Annotated in this window: 11 protein-coding genes; 7 read left to right on the plus strand and 4 right to left on the minus strand. The window is 40.3% G+C overall.

What is annotated here, in order from left to right; genetic code table 11:
* Positions 1-116 precede the first annotated feature (116 nt).
* Entirely contained in the window at positions 117-2,471 is a 2,355-nt protein-coding gene (locus BQ7314_RS03815) for a UPF0182 family protein (protein WP_174482388.1), read from the plus strand.
* A 173-nt stretch (positions 2,472-2,644) separates the two neighbouring features.
* On the opposite strand, the gene BQ7314_RS03820 is transcribed toward BQ7314_RS03815, so the two are convergent.
* The 4 genes from BQ7314_RS03820 to rpsT all read right to left on the minus strand — a co-directional run bounded on the left by BQ7314_RS03820 (position 2,645) and on the right by rpsT (position 11,875).
* Positions 2,645-4,405 (minus strand): diflavin oxidoreductase, encoded by a 1,761-nt coding sequence (locus BQ7314_RS03820; RefSeq protein WP_174482389.1) that lies wholly within the window; start codon positions 4,403-4,405, stop codon positions 2,645-2,647.
* 185 nt (positions 4,406-4,590) lie between these two features.
* On the minus strand, positions 4,591-10,053 hold the full coding sequence (locus tag BQ7314_RS03825; RefSeq protein ID WP_174482390.1) for a glutamate synthase-related protein: 5,463 nt from the start codon (positions 10,051-10,053) through the stop codon (positions 4,591-4,593).
* 299 nt (positions 10,054-10,352) lie between these two features.
* Positions 10,353-11,372, minus strand: coding sequence for a Gfo/Idh/MocA family protein (locus BQ7314_RS03830; protein ID WP_342590391.1), 1,020 nt, complete (start codon positions 11,370-11,372; stop codon positions 10,353-10,355).
* A gap of 239 nt (positions 11,373-11,611) precedes the next feature.
* Positions 11,612-11,875: a 30S ribosomal protein S20 gene (rpsT, locus tag BQ7314_RS03835; protein ID WP_174482391.1), complete on the minus strand. Its 264-nt coding sequence runs from the start codon at positions 11,873-11,875 to the stop codon at positions 11,612-11,614.
* Positions 11,876-11,968: 93 nt separating this feature from the next.
* On the opposite strand from rpsT, the gene murJ reads away from it, so the two are divergent.
* The 6 genes from murJ to BQ7314_RS03865 all read left to right on the plus strand — a co-directional run bounded on the left by murJ (position 11,969) and on the right by BQ7314_RS03865 (position 19,508).
* Positions 11,969-13,504, plus strand: a complete 1,536-nt coding sequence (gene murJ, locus BQ7314_RS03840; RefSeq protein WP_174482392.1) for a murein biosynthesis integral membrane protein MurJ — start codon at positions 11,969-11,971, stop codon at positions 13,502-13,504.
* 136 nt (positions 13,505-13,640) lie between these two features.
* Complete coding sequence (msrB, locus tag BQ7314_RS03845) at positions 13,641-14,033, plus strand: peptide-methionine (R)-S-oxide reductase MsrB (RefSeq protein ID WP_174482393.1); 393 nt, start codon at positions 13,641-13,643, stop codon at positions 14,031-14,033.
* A complete protein-coding gene (locus BQ7314_RS03850; protein WP_174482394.1) occupies positions 14,030-15,331 on the plus strand; it encodes a M18 family aminopeptidase in 1,302 nt (433 codons plus the stop codon). Before msrB ends, BQ7314_RS03850 begins: the two co-directional genes overlap by 4 nt.
* A gap of 218 nt (positions 15,332-15,549) precedes the next feature.
* Positions 15,550-17,100 carry a diguanylate cyclase gene (locus BQ7314_RS03855; protein ID WP_174482395.1) on the plus strand — a complete coding sequence of 517 codons (1,551 nt, stop codon included), beginning with the start codon at positions 15,550-15,552 and terminating at the stop codon, positions 17,098-17,100.
* Positions 17,101-17,304: 204 nt separating this feature from the next.
* Positions 17,305-19,152 carry a bifunctional diguanylate cyclase/phosphodiesterase gene (locus tag BQ7314_RS03860; protein WP_174482396.1) on the plus strand — a complete coding sequence of 616 codons (1,848 nt, stop codon included), beginning with the start codon at positions 17,305-17,307 and terminating at the stop codon, positions 19,150-19,152.
* Between the two features lie 68 nt (positions 19,153-19,220).
* A complete protein-coding gene (locus tag BQ7314_RS03865) occupies positions 19,221-19,508 on the plus strand; it encodes a c-type cytochrome (protein WP_174482397.1) in 288 nt (95 codons plus the stop codon).
* The last annotated feature ends 119 nt before the right edge of the window (positions 19,509-19,627 follow it).

Consider the following 19,627-nt stretch of genomic DNA (forward strand, 5'->3'; position numbering starts at 1 on the left):
AAAGTTGCAGAGGGTTTTAAAGAGTCAATGCGAATTGTATTTGATGAGCACCTGAGGCAATGGAATTATACTGCCATTCCTGACGCAACAACTTTATAAGTTGCCTAAGTTATTTCATGCACATTCCTAAGAGCGTAAGAAAAGGGCTGGTAGGTCAATTAAAAAGTAATAAAAAACTACTGTTTTTGTTGGCTTTATTAATTAGCATCCCGTTGCTCATACCTATTTTTAACCATTGGGAGAGTTTTTTATTATATTATTTTGGTGCTGAGTCTGAATTAACTGACCCTGTTTATGGCAAAAATATTAGTTATTATTTATTTTCCTACCCTGTTTATGAATTGATTCAAGATGAATTACTAGTCGTTTTTAGCTTGCTGTTAGCATTAGTCAGTGCTTTATATTATATCTTTTATAAATCCCACTTAGGTGAGCTGGATAATTTTCCTTTTGCAGCAAAAGTTCACTTGTCGGCTTTAATGATGTTGTTAGTACTGGTTCAAGCATGGTCTATCGCTTTAGAGCGTATTGAATTACTGTATGAAAGTCGTCATTTACCGGTTTTTTATGGGCCAGGGTTTGTGGAAATGAATTATCAGCTACCACTGATTTGGTTCAGCTTTCTGTTGTTTTTGATCACTGCGATTGCTTGGGCTTATAGTCTGTACACGGGTAATAAGAAATATACGGTAATTGTTTTAGGTGTTAGTTATTTGCTGGTTTTAGGCGTGAAAGAAAGTGAGCTTATACCAAGTTTGATGCATAATTATTATGTGCAATCTAACCCTATCGATGCAGAATCTAAATATATTAAACAGCATATTAAAGCGACTCAAGATGCTTTTAATTTGGCTGATATAACTGAAATAAATTATCCATTAGAGTCTTCTTTATCGCCTTCAAGTAGCCAAGAAATTAGTCGTGAATTAGATAATATTCCACTTTGGGACAATGATTTATTACTACCAATTTATGATCAATTACAGAGTATTCGTCCGTTTTTTGGTTTTCAGCAAGTGGCTGTGGATCGTTACCAATTAGGAGGTAAAAATCAGCAGGTTAATATTGCAGTACGTGAGCTTGATTATCAAAGTCTTGCGCCTGAAGCACAGAATTGGCGCAATAAGCACTTGTTTTATACGCATGGGTATGGGCTTGTGATGTCCCCGTCTAAGCAACAAGCTAATCAGCCAATGCAGTGGCTGTTGAGTGACTTTGGCCAAGCAGTAGCGTTTGAAAAATTAAAGCTTGAACAGCCAGAAATTTATTATGGCATGGCAGATTATCCGTATGCGTTAGTGCCTAATGCTGAAGTTTTAAACAGCTCAGATAAAAGTGCGGGTGATATGAAAACGGATTATCAGGGGACTGGCGGCTTGGCATTAACTTCTTTGTTTATAAAAGCAATAGCCTCAGCGTATTTTAGCGATGAACGAATTTTTTTCTCGGTAAGTATTAATAACGAGACGCGCCTCTTAGTGAGACGTAATATTTTAAAGCGCATCCGTATAATAGCGCCTTTTTTAAGCTTGGATAGTGAACCTTACCCTGTGCTAGTAAAACATAAAATTTATTGGGTGGTTGATGCTTATACGACTTCAGGCTTATACCCTTTAGTTGAGCCAGTTACTTTGAATAAATCAGCTAAGCAGCCGTTCAATTATGCGCGGAATTCAGTCAAGATCGTGGTTGATGCCTATAATGGCTCAGTCGCCTTTTATGTGGTCGATGGTCAAGACCCATTAATTAAAACTTATCAACGACTTTATCCGGGTTTATTTAAAAATCTAGAGGATGCAGCACCGGAAATCATTAAACATTTTAGCTACCCTAAAGCTTGGTTTGCTTTGCAAATGCGTTTATATGCTCGTTTTCATCAAGCTGATCCTGATATTTTTTATCAACAAAGTGAGGCACTAGAGTTTGCACGTATGGATGAAAAGCCCATTGAGCCTTATTATTTAACCATTGATATAGATGAAGATGCGGATGAGCAACAAAAATTTATTTTAGTCAGTCCCTTATCACCCTTTGGGCGTGAGAACTTAGATTCCATAGCTATTGCAGGTTGCCTAACAGTGAAGCACTGTAATAATCATTACCAAGATGATATTTATCTTTATAAATTTCCGCAGAATATGCAAGTGGAAGGGCCGGCACAAATTAGTGCTTTAATGGATCAAAATCCAGACATCTCAGCGCAATTAACTTTGTGGGATCAACTAGGATCTAAAGTTATCCGTGGTCGAATGATTATTATTCCGGTAGAACATTCTTTATTATATATCCAGCCGGTGTATTTAGCGGCAACATCTAAACAAGGCTTTCCTAGTTTAGTGAAAGTGCTTGTTGCTATGAATCGACGTACTGCGTTAGCAGATTCCGTGCCTTTAGCGTTTGCCGCTTTACAAGAAAAACTGCAACCAAGGCATGTTGAGCGACAAGAGGATAAAGATCAAGAGTCATTTTAAGGTTATTAGATCTTTTTCATTTGCAATTATCATACGAATTCAGGACTGACATAATCGGGGGGTACGGTAGGCGCTTGATCAGGGTTAGACTGTAAATAAATTAGGGCGCATATATCTTCTTTAGTCTGCATTTTTAAATAGCCTAAAGTACTGCGCCCTGTGCCTTGTTTTATTTAATAAACATCTCTTACATAACGCTTATCTTTTTTCATTTGATTTACGTATTCTATTGCTTGTTCAGCTGACTTATTGCCATGGGTTGCAATAATATCATGCAAGGCTTTATCAACATCTTTAGCCATGCGATAAGCATCTCCACAAACAAAGAAATATCCGCCTTGTTCTAGTAGGGCAAAGAGTTCTGCGCCTTTTTCACGCATACGGTCTTGTACGTAGATTTTTTCTTCTTGGTCTCTGGAAAAGGCTAAATCTAACTTGGTGAGTAGCTTGCTGTTTTGCATAGCCTCAATTTCATCTTGATAGATATAATCGGTTGCGGCATTGCGGTCACCAAAAAATAGCCAGTTAATCCCTTTTGCTTGCCTAAATTCACGTTCTTGCAGGAAAGCTCGGAAGGGTGCGATACCTGTACCAGGCCCCACCATAATCATGGGTGAGTCGTTGTCTTCTGGAACGCGAAAGACTTTATTCGGGCTAAAGAAGCAACGGATGGGCGTATTTTCATCAGCCAAGTCAGCAAGGTAAGTTGAGCAGACTCCTTTATGCTCACGGCCAAAGCTGTGGTAACGCACGCTACTGATAGTTAAATGTACTGTTTCAGGGTAGGCTTTTCCGCTAGACGAAATAGAGTAAGCTCTATGTTGTAGGGGTTTTAGTAAAGCGAGGAATTCAGCTGCTGAAAATTGCATATCAGGGAAAGGCAGTAATAAATCTAAAGTATCACGCCCCCATAAGTATTTAGCTAGCTTATCTTTGTCATTTGAGGCTAGTACGCTATTAAGTTCTTGGTCGCCCGAACGTTTAGCAATTTCATCTAACAGTTCTTTGCTGGGTAATTTGATTTCATAATGTTCACGCAATGCTTCACTTAGTGGCATTAATTCGCCATGTACTGGCTCTTCTTCATCGCCCGTGCAGCCCATTGCTTTAATAATATCAGCAACGAGTTCAGGGCAGTTAGTCGGTACGACATTAAGTGCGTCGCCCGCTTCATAGCTTAACCCTGAGCCAGCAATAGAAATTTCATAATGACGAATTTCTTTAGATGAGTTAGGGCTGGTCAATAGGCGGTTAGCCACTAATTTACCTGGGAAAGGGTTTTTACGGCCGAATTTAACTGTACCTGTTGCACTAAAAGTATCGCTGGACCCTTCTTGTATAAATATTTTGCCTTGGGTAGTCGTGCCATTTGTCATCAGTGGAATAACATTGCTAATCCAGCTTTCAGCAGCTTCGTCAAAATCGACATCGCAATCAACGCGCTCAACCAGGCAAGTTGCACCTAGTTTAGTTAAACATTGATCCCAATCGATACCCGCTTGGCAGAATAAGTCATAACTGGTATCGCCTAAAGCCAGTACTGAGTATTTCATATTGGCTAAGCTAATGCTGTCGTCTGAGCTAATCGCTTCCCAAAGCATTTGTGCATTATCGGGCATATCACCTTCACCATAGGTGCTGGTAATAATGAGTAAATATTCTAGGTTAATAAAAGCATCACGCTCAATTTCATCCATGCCCAAAACTTTAGTATTTAAGCCATGAGCTTTAGCTACTTGAGCAGCATCATTGGCAACGGATTCGGAGTTACCTGTTTGTGAGCCGTATAAAATTGTGATGGTGCGTGCATTTGCTGCATCTCCAGAGCCGGCACTTTGTAAAATATGCGAGTGCATGCCGGCAAAAAAACCACTTAGCCAGGCTTGTTGTGCCTCATTGAAAGGTATACTTTGAGTATTGTTCGCTGTTGTCATGGGGCTACTCTTAAAAAGGTCTCTATTTAGTCGTATTAGAATTAAAGGCTATCAACTTAACACGGGATATATTAACAATTGTAGGGCGTGGCTTCAGCCTGCCTTTAAGTGTTTTGTCATTGGCGTGCTAAAGCCACCCCTACAAAGGGCAGTGTTCTGTTTAAATAGCGAGTCTAAGCATATTATTATGCAGCTTCTTGCGTTTTTATCATGTCTTGAATAACCGTTTGGCTGTTCAGCGCGGCTAAATATTCATCTATACTAGGAATATCAATAAGAGCCTGAGTATTAGCTGCTGTTTGTTCAATAATCCAGTTGCTTGAACCAAGTGAATAAGTGCTTTGTACATCACGTAAAATCAAGGCTTGCTTGTAGTCATTTAAACGTTTATTAGCTAATAAAATTGCCATTTGAGCATCGTCATAATTAGCATAAGCTTCGCGGGCTTCTTTTACTAAAGCATCTTGTAGCTTTCTTGCTTTAGTTGTAATTAAGCGTTGTGCAGCGGCTTCTGTTTCGGCTTCGTTTTGCACTTGTGCAGCAGCAATCTGAGTTGCTTTATTGAGTACGGCAAAGCTATTAATCAATTTAAAAGACAATAAGCTATCAGTTTCTCCATAGGAAGGGGTTAAGCCATCAAATAAAACAGAGTTTTGTAAGTAAGCTCGTTGTACCTGTTTAATTTGTTGCTGTGCTTGATCTACGGCTAGCTCTTCAATCATTGCCTTACGGTCGACTGATTTAGCTAGGTATTCTGCCGTTTGTGTTTTATATAGCCAAAGTGGTATGGCGAATTTAAAGTGTTTACGTTCTGTCGCCCAGTTATCTAGTAAGCGTTGTGCGACACTTGATTGTGCATATTCAGCATGTTGCTCTAGCATGTAGATGACAAATTGCTCATGTGCACGCGCAGTATCGCTATCTTCTGCTAAAGCTCTGATTTCCACTGAAGACGCATCGTAAAGATGTTCTAGTTTATTCTCTGGATCATACTGGTAAGCGTTACCACCTGACATACCATTACAGAAGCCTTTACCAAAAGTACCGATATTAAGTACTGCGCCGTTAGTCATATATTCGCAGGCAAAATCCCCCACGCCTTCGACAACGGCCATAGCACCGGAATTACGTACCGCAAACCGATCGCCCGCTTCACCATTAATAAAGGTTTTACCGCCAGTAGCACCAAATAATGTGAAGTTACCCACTAAGACGTTTTCGCCAGGCACTTTATGGCCGCCACCGGGAGACAATACAACAATCGTACCGCCAGAAGCCGTTTTACCGACGCCATCGTTACAAGTACCGGTATGCTCCATGCGCATGCCGTCGTTGTTAAATGCACCGTAGCTTTGTCCAGCTGAACCATAAGTACGTACAATAAGTGTATCGGCGGCTAAATAACGGCGCTTATGCTGGTTAGTATAAATATGTGGATGTTGCGCAATTTCTTGATCACTGAGCTGGTAAGCTAATAAACGCTCAATATCGATTGCCGCTTGACCGCCGACTGTTTTATTGCAGTTATTGAGTTTAAATTCTGCCCCTTCAATAATCACTTGTTGCTGTTTGCCATCAATAAAGCCCGCTTTAAACTGTTCGATGATTTTGTCATCTACAGAGAAATTGGCTTCTAAGTAAATAGGGTTGGCCACTTTAATTACGTCAACGTGACGTAATAATTTAGTGAAGTCGAGTTGACCAATCATGCATTCGTGATTAATTAAATGCAAAAGTTGTGTTTGTCCGCGGATCTCTGCAAGGCTTTGGTAGCCTAGTGTGGCTAAAATCTCACGTACTTCATGCGCTAAGTTCATAAAATATTGTGCTAAAACGCGAGGGTCGCCTTTAAACTCCTCATGAATGGTCGTTAAGCCTGCTGGACAGCGAACATTACAATTTTTTGCCATCACGCAACGTAACATCATTAATGCAGTGGTTCCGAACTCAAAAGAGTCACCGCCTAAGATGGCTGATTTAACCACATCAGAACCGTTTTGATGGGCTCCGCTACAGCGTAAAATAATTTTATCTCGCAAGCCATTTTCTGCCAGTGCCTGATGTACTTCGGCAATGCCAATTTCTGGTGAGCGACCGGTATTTTTCAAACTCGTGACTGCCGCTGCTCCCGTTCCGCCAGTATTTCCTGCAACATTAATAACGTCAGCCCCTGCTTTTGCTACGCCGACTGCAATTGTACCGATACCTTCAGAAGATACCAGCTTAACGACAACTCTTACCCGAGCTGCTTTAGCATCGTGAATTAACTGGCCTAAATCTTCAATTGAATAAGTATCATGATGTGGAGGAGGGCTGATTAACTCAACTTTGGGGGTGCCACCTCGTGCTGCTGCAATTTCTACGGAAACTTTAGCCGCTGGTAACTGGCCACCTTCACCTGGTTTCGCGCCCTGAGCAATTTTAATTTCGATTTCTTCGATATTTAAGTCGGCTAAATACCCCACCCAAACACCAAAGCGTCCTGAAGCAAATTGTTTGATTTTGCTTGATTTCAGGGTGTTGAATCGGCTGGAATGTTCGCCACCTTCACCAGAATTACTCATTGCGCCAGCGATATTCGTACCTTGTGCAACTGCTTCATGTGCTTCGGCTAATAATGCGCCATGACTCATTGCACCCGTGGCTAAAGTTGCAGTGATTTCATGTGCTGGCTGTACTTGCTTAAGAGAAATGACATTACGAGCACTAAGAATATTTTTAAAGTAGTGAGCGATAATACTATCAGAATCGTTAAAACTAACTTCAATCGTGTCATTTAATACTTTTAGCTTTATGCTATCTGTAAAGCGCGTCTTAAAATGTGCGCCTAAATTATCTAAACGCTGTTGAGAGCTGTCGTTAGTGAGCTTAATGATAACGCCATTATCTTTTTGCTGCGCACTGAGGCCGCGAATACTAAAATTGATATTGCCATAGAGATTTTGCTTGCCTAAAATGGCATCAAATTCAGCTGTTTCTTTAATGCGAGAAATATCCGCAGGGTAGCTCATAACATCACGCAAAGCGGCCGGACGACTATCGCGTTCTTCCATCAATATACGTGTGAAATGGCGATAGGCTGGTGTGATGCCAAAACCATCAATTTGTTCTGGAGTACGTTTTTCATACCCAAAATCAGTATAGGATTTGTCGCTAACTTGAGGTGATTTTTCCTGATTGATATATAGAATATCTTCATCAGTCATGTGAATATATTCACGCACCGAGGTATTGCCAAAGGTATGTCCGGCACCTTCATTACGTTCTTTAAATAAGCCGAGGAACGGAATGTCGCTTTCGCTGTTAACCGTTAAAGCTTTGTGATGCCACTCAGTTGCACTCGCGGCAATATCTGCAAAGCGTACACCACCGACAGAAGAATTAATATTGGGAAAATAAGCTTTTAATCGCGGTTCATCGGTATCAATATAGTTGGACTCAAAAAACTCACCACCTATATAACTTTCAGCTGTACATAAACCAAATTTCCCCATGGTTTTCATCAGTGATTTTTCTACCGCTTTTTGGTAGCTGTCCAATGCCTTTTGTTGATCACCTGTCGAGTATTGCGAGATAACACGGTTATGTACGCTTAATGGACAAATTGCTGAGGCGCCAAAACCTAAAGCCGTAGCAATATCGTGTGGACTCACTGCTTGCCCTGTTTCAGAGATGAGTGAGGAGTTAAAACGTAAGCCTTCTTTGACTAAGTGCTGATTGGCTGCAGAAATTAATAGTAGCGCTGGAATAGCAGCTTTCTCTTGGCTAATATTGATATCGCTCAGAATAATAATGCCAGTATTGGCTTTTGCAGCTTTACCCACTTGGTTGCAAACCTCAGTTAAGGCCTGAATCAAGTTTTTTTCATTTTGTGCGGCATTTTCTATATCTGGCGTATACAGTGCATCTAGTGTGGCTACGCTAACCGTGTTTTGCTGGCGTATTTGTTCTAGCTGTGTACGCTGTAAAACCGGAGAATTAATAACTAATTGCTTGCTTGTTGAGGCAGAAAAAGTTGGTTTAGCACCTAAAGCAACGCGTAAGGTCATGCCATCACTTTCCCGTAATGAATCTAACGGTGGGTTAGTTACTTGAGCAAAGCGTTGGCTAAAATAGCGTGACATACCACCTTCTGAACCAGATAAAGCGTTAGGTGTAATGCCGTAACCCATTGCAGAAATTTTTTCTAGTCCCGTGCTTAGCATAGGGTCAAGTAAAAATTTGAAGCTTTCTTGGTTAAGTGAGTAAGCCGTGTGTTGCTGATCAATATTGAACGGATGTTGATTATCTAGTGTAGAAAAATCAACAGGTTTTATATCATTTAGATGAATCGCACGCGCTTTTAATAAAGCATGGTAATCTGTTTCTTGCGCTAAGCGCTCCATGACTTCGTGGCTGTTGTAAGATCTTCCGGTTTCATGATCAAAATAGATCATTCCGCCTGCTTCAATGCGGCCGCGTTTGAGTACATCTTTAGAAGGGAAGTCGATTTGACCCGCCTCGGACATGACCGCTAGATATTCGGTTGTTTCAACTGAGCGTAAGGGACGTAGGCCTAAACGATCAAGACGGGCACCGACACGAATACCATCGTTAAAAATTAATGCAGCAGGGCCGTCATTCTTTTCTTCGTAGAGGCTGAAGTACTCCAGCATGGCTCTGACATCCGCCGAAAGCGTAGTGTCATTTTCCCAGGCAGGCGGCATCATCGCTAAAATCGCGGTAATAATATCCAACTTGTCTTCATGGATACGACGCGATAAAGTTTGATCTAAACGACTAGAGTCTGACTGTCCAACAGGGAAGACGAGGTGTTTACCGTGTTGCCTAGCAATCGCTTGTTCACTTAAACGATTTTTCTTGTCGGTGTTTAACTCACCATTATGTGCCATGTAACGGAATGGCTGGGCCATCATGGTTGCAGGAGCAGTATTAGTGGAAAAGCGGGTATGGAAAAACAGCGTGTTGATTTCGTGATCTTTGTCGTATAAATCGGTGAAGTAGGGGATAACTTCAAAGGAGTTTAAACGGCCTTTATAAACTTGCGTGCGCGAACTCATTGATAAAGGGTAAAAGCCGTTTAGTTCATGACGAGTAAATCCTTCTTCTTCAATGGTTAATAGTACATTTTGGATGTAATGCTCAAATTCAGCATGGCTGGCATCTTTTAAGGATGTTACTGGGCGGCCAAAAATAACCTGTTTAATAGGTAACTGGGCTTTAATCGAGGCGGTATTTAATACGCTGTTATCAACGGGAATGTCACGCCACTTGATAATAGGTAAGCCATACTCTTTAAAATGTTCTTCCACTAAATTAAGTGCGGCAGAGTCATAATGGCTATGGTCTTCGGGAAAGAAAAAGTTTGCAACACCAAATTGACCTAATTCAAGGTCGGCTTGTCCTGTGATTTTGCGAAAAAATTTAAGGGATAAGTCTATATTGACCCCTGCACCATCACCTATACCTTCGGCACTCATGCCGCCACGATGGGGAATAGTGCAAAGTGCTTCGTGTGATTTACTTAATAAATCATGCGTCTGTTTACTTTTCTTGTGGGTGATAAAGCCTACGCCACAGCTGTCTTGTGAAGATTCAGCGTTATAAAGCATTTGATTTGATTTATTTAATGGGAAGTTTTTGTTCATCCATCCAGCCCGTTTAAGCAACAATGATAGTTAGTTTTAACTGTTTAATTATTTGTAACAATTAAATCAGTAAAAGTAATTTAGGGTAATAACTGTGAGAAATTTATAGTCTACTTTTTTGTTTCAGGCCTTTATTTAAAGGCGCTGTTTTTGTAAAGTAGCTTTTTAAATTACGTTATTCATAATATTTTCATACAAAGAAACTTGTCAATGTTAGCATGAAAAAGTTATTTTGTCATTTTGTGGAGTGTGGGCTAGGAGCCATTGCAGGGGTGCTGTACTAAGGTTATTTTACTGTGTTATTTGAGTTGTATGGTTTTTCCTTGTTCTGCTGATTGTAGCGCGGCAGTGATAATTGTGCAGTTATCCTTTGCGTCTTGCAATGATAGCTTGGGGGCGATGTTTTTAAGTATGCAGTTCGAAAAATGTTCCACTTCAAGCTGAAAATGATTAGCGCAGTCTAGGTTTTCAGTATGCTGTTCGCCAGAATCAGTCCACCAAGAAATAATAGGTTCTTCAGTTTGTTTAGCCCATACGTTATGGCATTTTAATCCGCCTTTAGTACCTATAATTTCGTATTCAGCACGGCGTGCATGTTCGAAGCTAAAGCTGAATTGTGCGTATTTGCCATCACCAAAATCAATCATTCCACTACTGCTAACATCTGCGCCATTGGCGTTATATTTAGCCAGTAAAGTAACGGCTTGCGCTTGAGTATTGTCAAAATAAAGTCGTGCAGCGTGTATCGCATAGCAGCCGATGTCCCACATAGCACCACCACCTTGAGAAATATCTCGATCTATACGGTATAGGCGGGCTGGTTGCATGGGGTAGGCAAAGCAAGTGCGTACTAAGCGCACTGTGCCAATTGTGTCGGCATTGATGATTTCTTGAATGCGTTGGTGTTGAGGGTGAAAGCGATACATAAAGCCTTCCATAACGTAAACATTATGTTTTTTAGCAGCGACCTCTATCGCTTCAATATCAGCAACGCTAAGTGCCATAGGTTTTTCGCAGAGTACGTGCTTGCCCTGTTCGATAGCACGTAAAGTCCATTGTGCATGGTCTTGGCTTGCAAGCGGTATATAGACTATATCTATGTTGGGGTCTTTGAGTAATGCTGTGGGGTCATTGTAAATGTGTACTTGTTCGACTTGAGGGGCGTACTCTTTTAGAAGGGCTTCCGCTGCACCTGCTCTGCGACTAGAAATAGCGCTTAGTTTGCTATTTTTTGCGTTGGCTATCGCGGGCATTAGTTGCTGATTAATGCGGGCTGCACCAAGTATTCCCCAGTGTAATTTATTTGATGTAGGCATCATAATGAACTCTTGTGAATGAAGGGTTATGCAAGTATATACGGTGTTGTGGGAAATTTGTAGCGTGCTGGTGATATACTTCGCGCAGTCGTGATCGCGCGAAGTATAGGTTGAATTTTAGGCAAAAAAATACCAGATCAGCCAGGGAAGGAGGCTATCTGGTATTTTAATTAATCCGCTAAGGGCTTGTAAGAAATTAATAATACCCGAAAGGTGACTGGGGTATTATTGAATTCTTGCTTCTAAGCCATCGCGCGGATTTTTTTATTTAATCTGCTTTTATTTCTTGCCGCTTTATTCTTGTGAATAAGGCCTTTGTTGACTGCTGAATCGATAATTGGAACAACGGTAGTATAAGCTGCTGTTGCTTTTTCTACATCACCTGATTCTACTGCAGAAAGTACTCTTTTGATGAATGTACGTAGATTGCTGCGCTGTCCAGTGTTACGGATGCGACTTACTTCTGCTTGACGCGCACGTTTTTTTGCTTGAGCTGAATTAGCCATAATGCCTCGGTTATTACGTTAAATATTTTTAAGCTCTTCATTTTCCTGTTAAATGATATGATTGTCAAATCTTTAATTGCAGGGAATTAAGTCTTGAGTCGTAAACTTTTTAAATCAACCGCCATCGTTAGTAGTATGACGATGATTTCACGTATTTTAGGTTTTATTCGTGACATGATGTTTGCTCGCTTTTTCGGAGCTGATTCGGGGACAGATGCCTTTTTTGTGGCCTTCAAAATCCCTAATTTCTTACGACGTTTATTTGCCGAAGGGGCCTTTTCTCAAGCTTTTGTGCCTGTCTTATCGGATTATAAAGAGCAGGGAAGTAAACGGGCTTTACGTCATTTTATCGATCGTACTGCGGGTACGCTGGCTATCATTTTAATGCTGGTAACTATTGCTGGTATGCTAGCAGCACCTTATCTAATTATGTTGTTTGCACCAGGGTTTGCTTGGGAAGGTGAGCAGTATGATTTAGCGGTGCAGATGTTACGCATTACTTTTCCGTATTTGTTTTTTATTTCTTCGGTAGCTTTTGCAGGAGGAATTTTAAATTCCTTTGGTAAATTTGCTGTGCCTGCGTTTACCCCCGTGTTTCTTAATTTATGCTTAATTGCTGCGACAATTTGGCTCGTGCCGCTAATGGATAAACCCGTGGTTGCTTTGGCTTGGGGCGTTTTTTTTGCGGGAGCAGTGCAATTGGCCTTTCAATTTCCTGCTTTGCGCCGTTTAGGCTTGGTGCCGCGCTTACGTTTTGGTTTTAAAGACTCTGGCGTAAAGCATATTTTAAAATTGATGGTGCCGGCTTTGTTTGGTGTGTCGATTACGCAAATCAATTTATTATTAGATACCTTGATAGCTTCATTTTTAGCAACGGGTAGTGTTTCTTGGTTGTACTACTCAGATCGCTTAGTGGAGTTTCCTTTGGGACTTTTTGGTATTGCTTTGGCGACAGTTATTTTGCCTAGCTTATCTAAAAATCATGCGGCTGATGATATGCAATCTTTTTCTAGATCATTAGATTGGGGCTTAAAATTAGTACTTTTAATTGGTGCACCGGCTTCTTTAGGCCTAATGATGCTAGCTGAGCCTATGGTTGCAACTTTATTTCAATATAATGAATTTGGTGTGCATGACGTAACAATGGCTGGGCGCAGTTTAATGGCTTATTCATTGGGCTTGCTCGGCTTTATTTTAGTCAAAGTTTTGGTGCCAGGGTTTACTTCGCGTAAAGATATGAGAACGCCTGTGCGTTTTGGTGTTTATGCGATGATAGCTAATATGGTTTTAAATCTTATTTTGGTGTTTCCGTTAGCTCATGCGGGCTTGGCTTTGGCGACTTCATTGGGGGCTTTTTTTAATGCGAGTTTATTATTATTTACTTTGTTAAAGTCGAGAGTTTATTTACCATCTAGTGGTTGGCGTATCTATATACTACGTATTATTTTGGCGACCAGCGCTATGACAGCCTTGTTATATCATTTTGTTGATGCTAGCTTGTGGTTACACTGGGAATTGGCGGAGCGTGCACTTAATTTGGCTATGTGGGTTAGTTTGGGTGGCGCTATATATGTAGTTGTCTTGTTATTATCCGGTTTAAAATTTAGACATTTATCAGCTCAGGTATGAGTTGTTGGATATTGATGGGAAAGCTGAGAGCGGTCAAAGAGTGGCCGGTGGTGTGAGTTTTTTTCAGTATTCTCAGTTGACCTATAAAATGCTAAGCTATTTCTATTTAAAATTGAACTCAACAGGCTAAATAAATATGACAAATATAAAGCTAAGCGAGGAGCAATGGCGCGAAAAATTAACCCCAGAGCAATTTGAGGTGTGCCGTTGTAGTGCTACAGAGGCGCCTTTTACGGGAAAGTATGTTGATTGCAAAACGGATGGAGTATATCAGTGTCGTTGTTGTGGGCAAGGTTTATTTGATTCAGCCAGTAAATATAATTCAGGTACGGGCTGGCCTAGTTTTTCGGATATATTGTCTGAAAATACTGTTAAAGAAGTTATTGACAGTTCGCATGGGATGCGTCGTGTTGAAGTTGTGTGCAGTGCCTGCGATGCACATTTAGGGCATGTTTTTGAAGATGGACCAGAGCCAACAGGTCGGCGTTATTGTATTAATTCAGCCTCTTTGGATTTAAAAGAAAGATGAGTGATCAGCAACAAGTTCAGCAATTATTAGATTTTATTGATGCTAGTCCTAGTCCTTGGCATGCTGTGGCAACTATGGAACAGCAGTTATTAGCTGCATCATTTAGTCGGATCAATGAAACTGAGCAATGGGAATTAAAATCCGGTGGTCGATATTATGTGATTCGTGACGACTCTTCGATTATTGCTTTTGTTATTGGTAGTAAAGCACTACCTAAGCATGGCTATAAAATTATCGGTGCGCATACTGATTCACCTGGGTTAAGGATTAAGCCTTATGCCGTGCATAAAACAGGTGAATTATTGCGCATGGGGGTTGAGGTTTATGGCGGGCCAATTTTAGCGACCTTTACTGACAGAGATTTAAGCTTTGCTGGGCGGGTCAGTTATCGTGCGGAATCAGGTGTTATTGCTACCCGATTGGTCCGTTTTAAACAGCCTTTGTTGCGCCTGCCTAACTTGGCTATTCATATGAATAGAGCTGTTAATGAAGAGGGCTTAAAACTGGATAAACAAACGGAGTTACCTTTATTATTTGCTATGAGTAGCAAAGAGCAGCTACCTGATACCTTGTTTTCTGAATTAGTCGCTAAGCAATGCGACCTTGCTACTGAGCAAATTTTATCTTGGGAATTTAATGTTTACGATACGCAAAAAGGCGTGTTTTGGGGGGGAGACCAAGAATTTTATGCCGACAGTCAACTGGATAATTTAGCGTCTTGTCATGCGGGCTTATCTGCTTTACTAGATGAAGCCGCCTTACAATCAGGGCGCACTATAATCTGTGCTTTTTTTGATCATGAAGAAGTGGGTAGTGAAAGCACTAAAGGCGCGGATGGAAGCTTCTTGCCTGATGTTTTAGAGCGGATTGCCTTAGTTGGTGGCTTAAATACAGAAGATTATAAGCGTGCTTTGGCCAGTAGTTTTATGCTCAGTGTTGATATGGCACACGCTTATCAGCCTAATTTTCCGGCAGCTTATGAAACGGAACATCGTGTTTATGTGAATAAAGGGCCGGTGATAAAGCTCAATGCTAATCAGCGTTATAGTTCAGAAAGTGTCTCTGAAGCGATGTTTATAAATTGGTGTCAGCAAGCGAATGTACCTTTTCAAAAATATGCACATAGAACAGATATTCCTTGCGGTAGCACTATTGGCCCTATGACTTCAGCTAAATTAGGTGTTCGTACGGTTGATGTGGGCTGCGCAATGTGGGCGATGCACAGTATTAGGGAAAGTGCGGGAGTGCTTGATCATCGTTATATGATTGATGTTATGCGTTGCTTTTTTAAGACTTAAGGAATGAAAATTCAATAGCCCTGTTATACTTCGCGCAGCCACGGTTGCGGATTTCTAACGGCTGAGTTTTTGCCGATAGCTGTGTTGCTGAAACAGTTACATAGCCAGCTATGCGCCTGCTTCAGCGCCTTGCTCTCGACAAAAATCAGCGCATTATAAATTCCGCATCCGTAGCCGTGCGAAGTATATATCAGGTTAGCTTTGAGATAAAAAACTCTATGACGACACAGTACAAAATTACTTTCAGTTTTTCCGTTATGATTTTTCTTTTGGTTTTAGGCAGTGGGGTTGCTATTTTTAATGTGCTCAAGCTAGCAAACCTAGCAGAGGATATGTATAAACATCATTTGGTCGCTAGTAATATAGTTAGAGATATTAATATTAAGTTACTTACCATGCAACGAGATATGAAAAATGCGCTCTTATCGGCTAATGAAAGTGAATTACATGATGCGATAGACGCTGTTAATGCTACGGAAAATCAGGTATTAAGTGAATTAGATGGCATTTCGGTGCAGTTTCTTGGGGACAAAGCGCTAATACAGGCTGCATCTCAGGCCGTCCTAAAGTGGCGACCAATACGTGAAGAAGTGATTGCTTTAATGCTTTCCGGCAATCATGCTGAAGCGGTAGCCATTAATAAAAGTAAAGGGGCCGGCCAAGTTCAGCATATTAATGACACCACTCAAGCATTGATACACTTCGCCAACACACAGGCTGCTGCATTTCATGATAAAGCAGAGATAAATAAAAAAACGACCTTGTTTTTACTGTCAATATTGTTAATTTTTTCGATGTTGACTACTATTGTTATTTATTTTTATGTGCTTAGGATGTTTACTAAAGTTAATTTGGAATTAACCAGTTCTAAGCACCTTATCGATCAGAACATGATGATTAAAACCCTTAATTTAGAGGGTAAAACAACAGAGATTAGTAGTGCATTTTGCCGTTATACAGGGTATTTGCAAGAAGAACTTATAAGGCAGAAGAATAATTTTTTCTTAGCTGAAGATAATCAAGCCTTAGCGACTAGAATTTGGCGCTCTATACAAACAGGGCATGCATGGGAAGGTGAATATGTATTGCAGAGTGCGGTGGGTGAAAATAAATGGGTGAGTGCTGTTATCGAACCTATACTAGATGTTGATTATAATCCTATTGCGTACCGCAGTATTGTCCGAGATATTAGTGATAGAAAAGAAGTTGAGGCATTAACTATAACGGATAAATTAACGTCTTTATATAACCGGCAGTATTTTGAGATTGCTATTAAGCAACAGGCCAGCTTAGCACGTAGAAATAAGCAGTATTTAACTTTAGCTATTTTAGATATGGATTATTTCAAAAAATATAATGAAAAATATGGTTATGAAGCTGGAGATTCAGTGTTAGCTGAAGTGGCTATTTTTTTGCAGCAGACATTAAAGCGGCCTAGTGATTATGTGTTCAGAATGGGGGGCGCAGAATTTGGTATATTGATGTTGGATATGGATGAACAACAGTCATTCAATTTTTTAGAGGCCATTAGAGTCGGTGTAGAAACTTTAAATATTGCTCATGAATTAAGTTATATTAGTGATTTTGTTACAGTTTCTATCGGCTTTCAGGCTTATGCTGATATTCCTGCCGATGAACAGATATTTATTCAAGCTGACAAAGCGCTTTATAGTGCCAAAGAGCAACGTAACACGGTAAAAGGCAATAGCTGTGCAGAAGCGAGTGAAGAAAAAATTGACAGTGAGAGTAGTGAGAGTAGTGAGGTGTGAAAGTATGAATATTTACACTTGATTCAATTAGGTTTTTAATGTGTAAGTGATTGAAATATATCTATAAATAGATGATATGGCATCGCTTGGTATATTCTGATATGATTTTTGATTCTTACTTTTCAATTTATTACGAAGAATGTCTGGGTTAATAGGAAGGTTTAGGAATATAAATCTAAATGTAAATAAATGGAGGCACCTGATATGGAAGCGCAAGTTATTCCTTTTCATTCAGAATATGATGTTAGCACCGAACAAGCTAGAAAATTACTCGCATTGCAGCGAGAAATCTTAGAGAAAGTGGCGTTAAATGTGGAGTATCGAGAAATTTTAGATGCTTTATGTAAAGCAGCCGAGCAAATAGTGCCTAATGCACTTGCTTCTATTATGACTTACGATGAAGTCGGTACATCACTGACTGTATTAGCCGCGCCCTCGGTTCCCGCGGAGGCTATAGCGCAACTAAATGGTTTGGTGCCAGGCGAAAGAGCAGGCTCTTGCGGGACGGCGGTTTATCATAATGAAGCGCAGTATGTGGCGAATACAAGGAATGACCTTAGGTGGAGTGACTTACAAAACTTTGTGGATAATTTTTCTATTCGTGCCTGTTGGTCTAGCCCGATCAAAATAGAGAAAAACAAAGCGATAGGATCTTTTGCTTTATCAAGTTTTGAAGAAAGAATTCCCTCGGCATTTTATAAGCAATTATTAGAAACTTGTGCGCATATTGTAGGTATTTTGCTTCTAAGGCAAGAAAAAGAGCAGTCACTTTTACGCTTAGTACATTATGACCCTTTAACGGGGTTGATTAATCGTACTTTGTTTAAAGAAAAGCTTGGTGTAGCGATTGAGAGTGCATCTATTCAGAAGCAACAGTTAGCCGTACTAGTTTTAGATTTGGATGGGTTTAAAGATGTTAATGACTGGCAAGGCTATGATATTGGCGATAAAGTATTGCAACAAGTCGTTAAAAATATACGAGAAATTTTAGGTCATAGGCATACTTTCTCTCGTTTAGCGAGTGATGAGTTTGTTGTCTTGGCGGGTAATTCAGGTGAGCCGTTATCCGTTCAGTTGCTGATTGGGACAATCTTAGCGTTATTTAAGAAGAAATTAACGATTGAGCAGCATGAATTTACTTTATCTACGAGTATAGGCGTGAGCTTATTTCCTGAAGATGGAACGACTGCAAGTGATTTATTACGTAATGCCGATACCGCAATGCATGCAGCAAAAAAAGCGGGGCGAGCTTGTGCGCGATTCTATAATGAGGGTTTAACTAATTCTGTTAAATATAAAATGGATTTAATAACAGACATGCGTTCTGCATTGGCGCGAGGTGACTTTGTCTTGTATTACCAGCCTCAATATTGCCAAAAAACCAATAAACTAGTAGGCGCAGAAGCTTTAGTGCGCTGGCAACATCCAGAAAAAGGACTTATTCCACCAAATGACTTTATTCCCATTGCTGAAGAAAGTGGTTTTATTCAGGAGTTAGGCTTATGGGTGTTCGCAGAGGCTTGTCGGCAGTGTAAAGCGTGGTGGGATAGTGGTATTCCTGAATTTTCTTTAGCCGTTAATTTGTCTGTAAAACAATTGGATGCGGATAATATTGAAAAATTTAGGGAGATTTTATGCGCGCTAGAATTTCCTATTCATCATTTGGAACTTGAAGTCACAGAAAGTTTAATTATGCATCATGAAAGCCTTGCTGAGTTGCATAAATTAGATGCTTTAGGTATTCGTATTGCCATGGATGATTTTGGTACAGGGCATTCTTCTTTAGCGCAACTCAAGCACCTCCCTATTTCTAAATTGAAAATCGACCGATCTTTTATTAAGGATTTATCCGAAGATGAGAATGATCGAATTATTGCTAAAACCATTATCGCGATGGGACATAGTTTAGGCTTAATAGTCATTGCTGAAGGGGTAGAAACTGTTGAGCAGCAAGCGTTTTTAGCACAAGAAGGCTGTGATTTAATTCAAGGATATTTATTAAGCCGTCCATTGACGGTAGAGCAGTTTAGCGATTTATTTAAGGTGGTTTAATATATTTGAACAATAGGTACCGAGCGCGTAAGATCCATAATGTCTTTTCAAGATCAAGAGGAGTTATTATGAACTTATCTACAAAACTAATAAGTCGTATATTTTTAGGCTTACTGTTTTCCAGTACGGTACTTGCCGCGCCAGATATTAATGCGGGTAAAGAAAGTGCAAGCGTCTGCTTTAACTGTCATGGCGCTGAAGGAAACAGTACAAACTCAAACTTCCCAACACTCGCAGGACAAAAGCCAGCTTATTTAGCCAATCAGCTTCGTGCTTTTCGTGATGGGCAGCGTGATAATGCGATGATGAAAAATATAGCATCATCTCTATCCAATAAAGATATTAATAATTTCTAATAAGTAACCCCCCAGCTTTGCTGGGGGACTCATAAAGTTTGACAATTACGGGAATCATCGTGAGTCTCCCTATCTGTGAACCGCCGAAAGTTCAAAAGATAAGGAAACAAACGATGAAT

Origin of the sequence: methanotrophic endosymbiont of Bathymodiolus puteoserpentis (Logatchev) (genome assembly GCF_900128525.1) — a bacterium.
Classification (GTDB): Bacteria; Pseudomonadota; Gammaproteobacteria; order Methylococcales; family Methylomonadaceae; genus Methyloprofundus.

What these genes read in the sequence shown, in the direction of transcription:
- BQ7314_RS03815 (WP_174482388.1), top strand. Translation starts at nt 117, where the DNA reads ATGCACATTCCTAAGAGCGTAAGAAAAGGGCTGGTAGGTCAATTAAAA.
- BQ7314_RS03820 (WP_174482389.1), bottom strand. Translation starts at nt 4,405, where the DNA reads ATGACAACAGCGAACAATACTCAAAGTATACCTTTCAATGAGGCACAA.
- BQ7314_RS03825 (WP_174482390.1), bottom strand. Translation starts at nt 10,053, where the DNA reads ATGAACAAAAACTTCCCATTAAATAAATCAAATCAAATGCTTTATAAC.
- BQ7314_RS03830 (WP_342590391.1), bottom strand. Translation starts at nt 11,372, where the DNA reads ATGATGCCTACATCAAATAAATTACACTGGGGAATACTTGGTGCAGCC.
- rpsT (WP_174482391.1), bottom strand. Translation starts at nt 11,875, where the DNA reads ATGGCTAATTCAGCTCAAGCAAAAAAACGTGCGCGTCAAGCAGAAGTA.
- msrB (WP_174482393.1), top strand. Translation starts at nt 13,641, where the DNA reads ATGACAAATATAAAGCTAAGCGAGGAGCAATGGCGCGAAAAATTAACC.
- BQ7314_RS03850 (WP_174482394.1), top strand. Translation starts at nt 14,030, where the DNA reads ATGAGTGATCAGCAACAAGTTCAGCAATTATTAGATTTTATTGATGCT.
- BQ7314_RS03855 (WP_174482395.1), top strand. Translation starts at nt 15,550, where the DNA reads ATGACGACACAGTACAAAATTACTTTCAGTTTTTCCGTTATGATTTTT.
- BQ7314_RS03860 (WP_174482396.1), top strand. Translation starts at nt 17,305, where the DNA reads ATGGAAGCGCAAGTTATTCCTTTTCATTCAGAATATGATGTTAGCACC.
- BQ7314_RS03865 (WP_174482397.1), top strand. Translation starts at nt 19,221, where the DNA reads ATGAACTTATCTACAAAACTAATAAGTCGTATATTTTTAGGCTTACTG.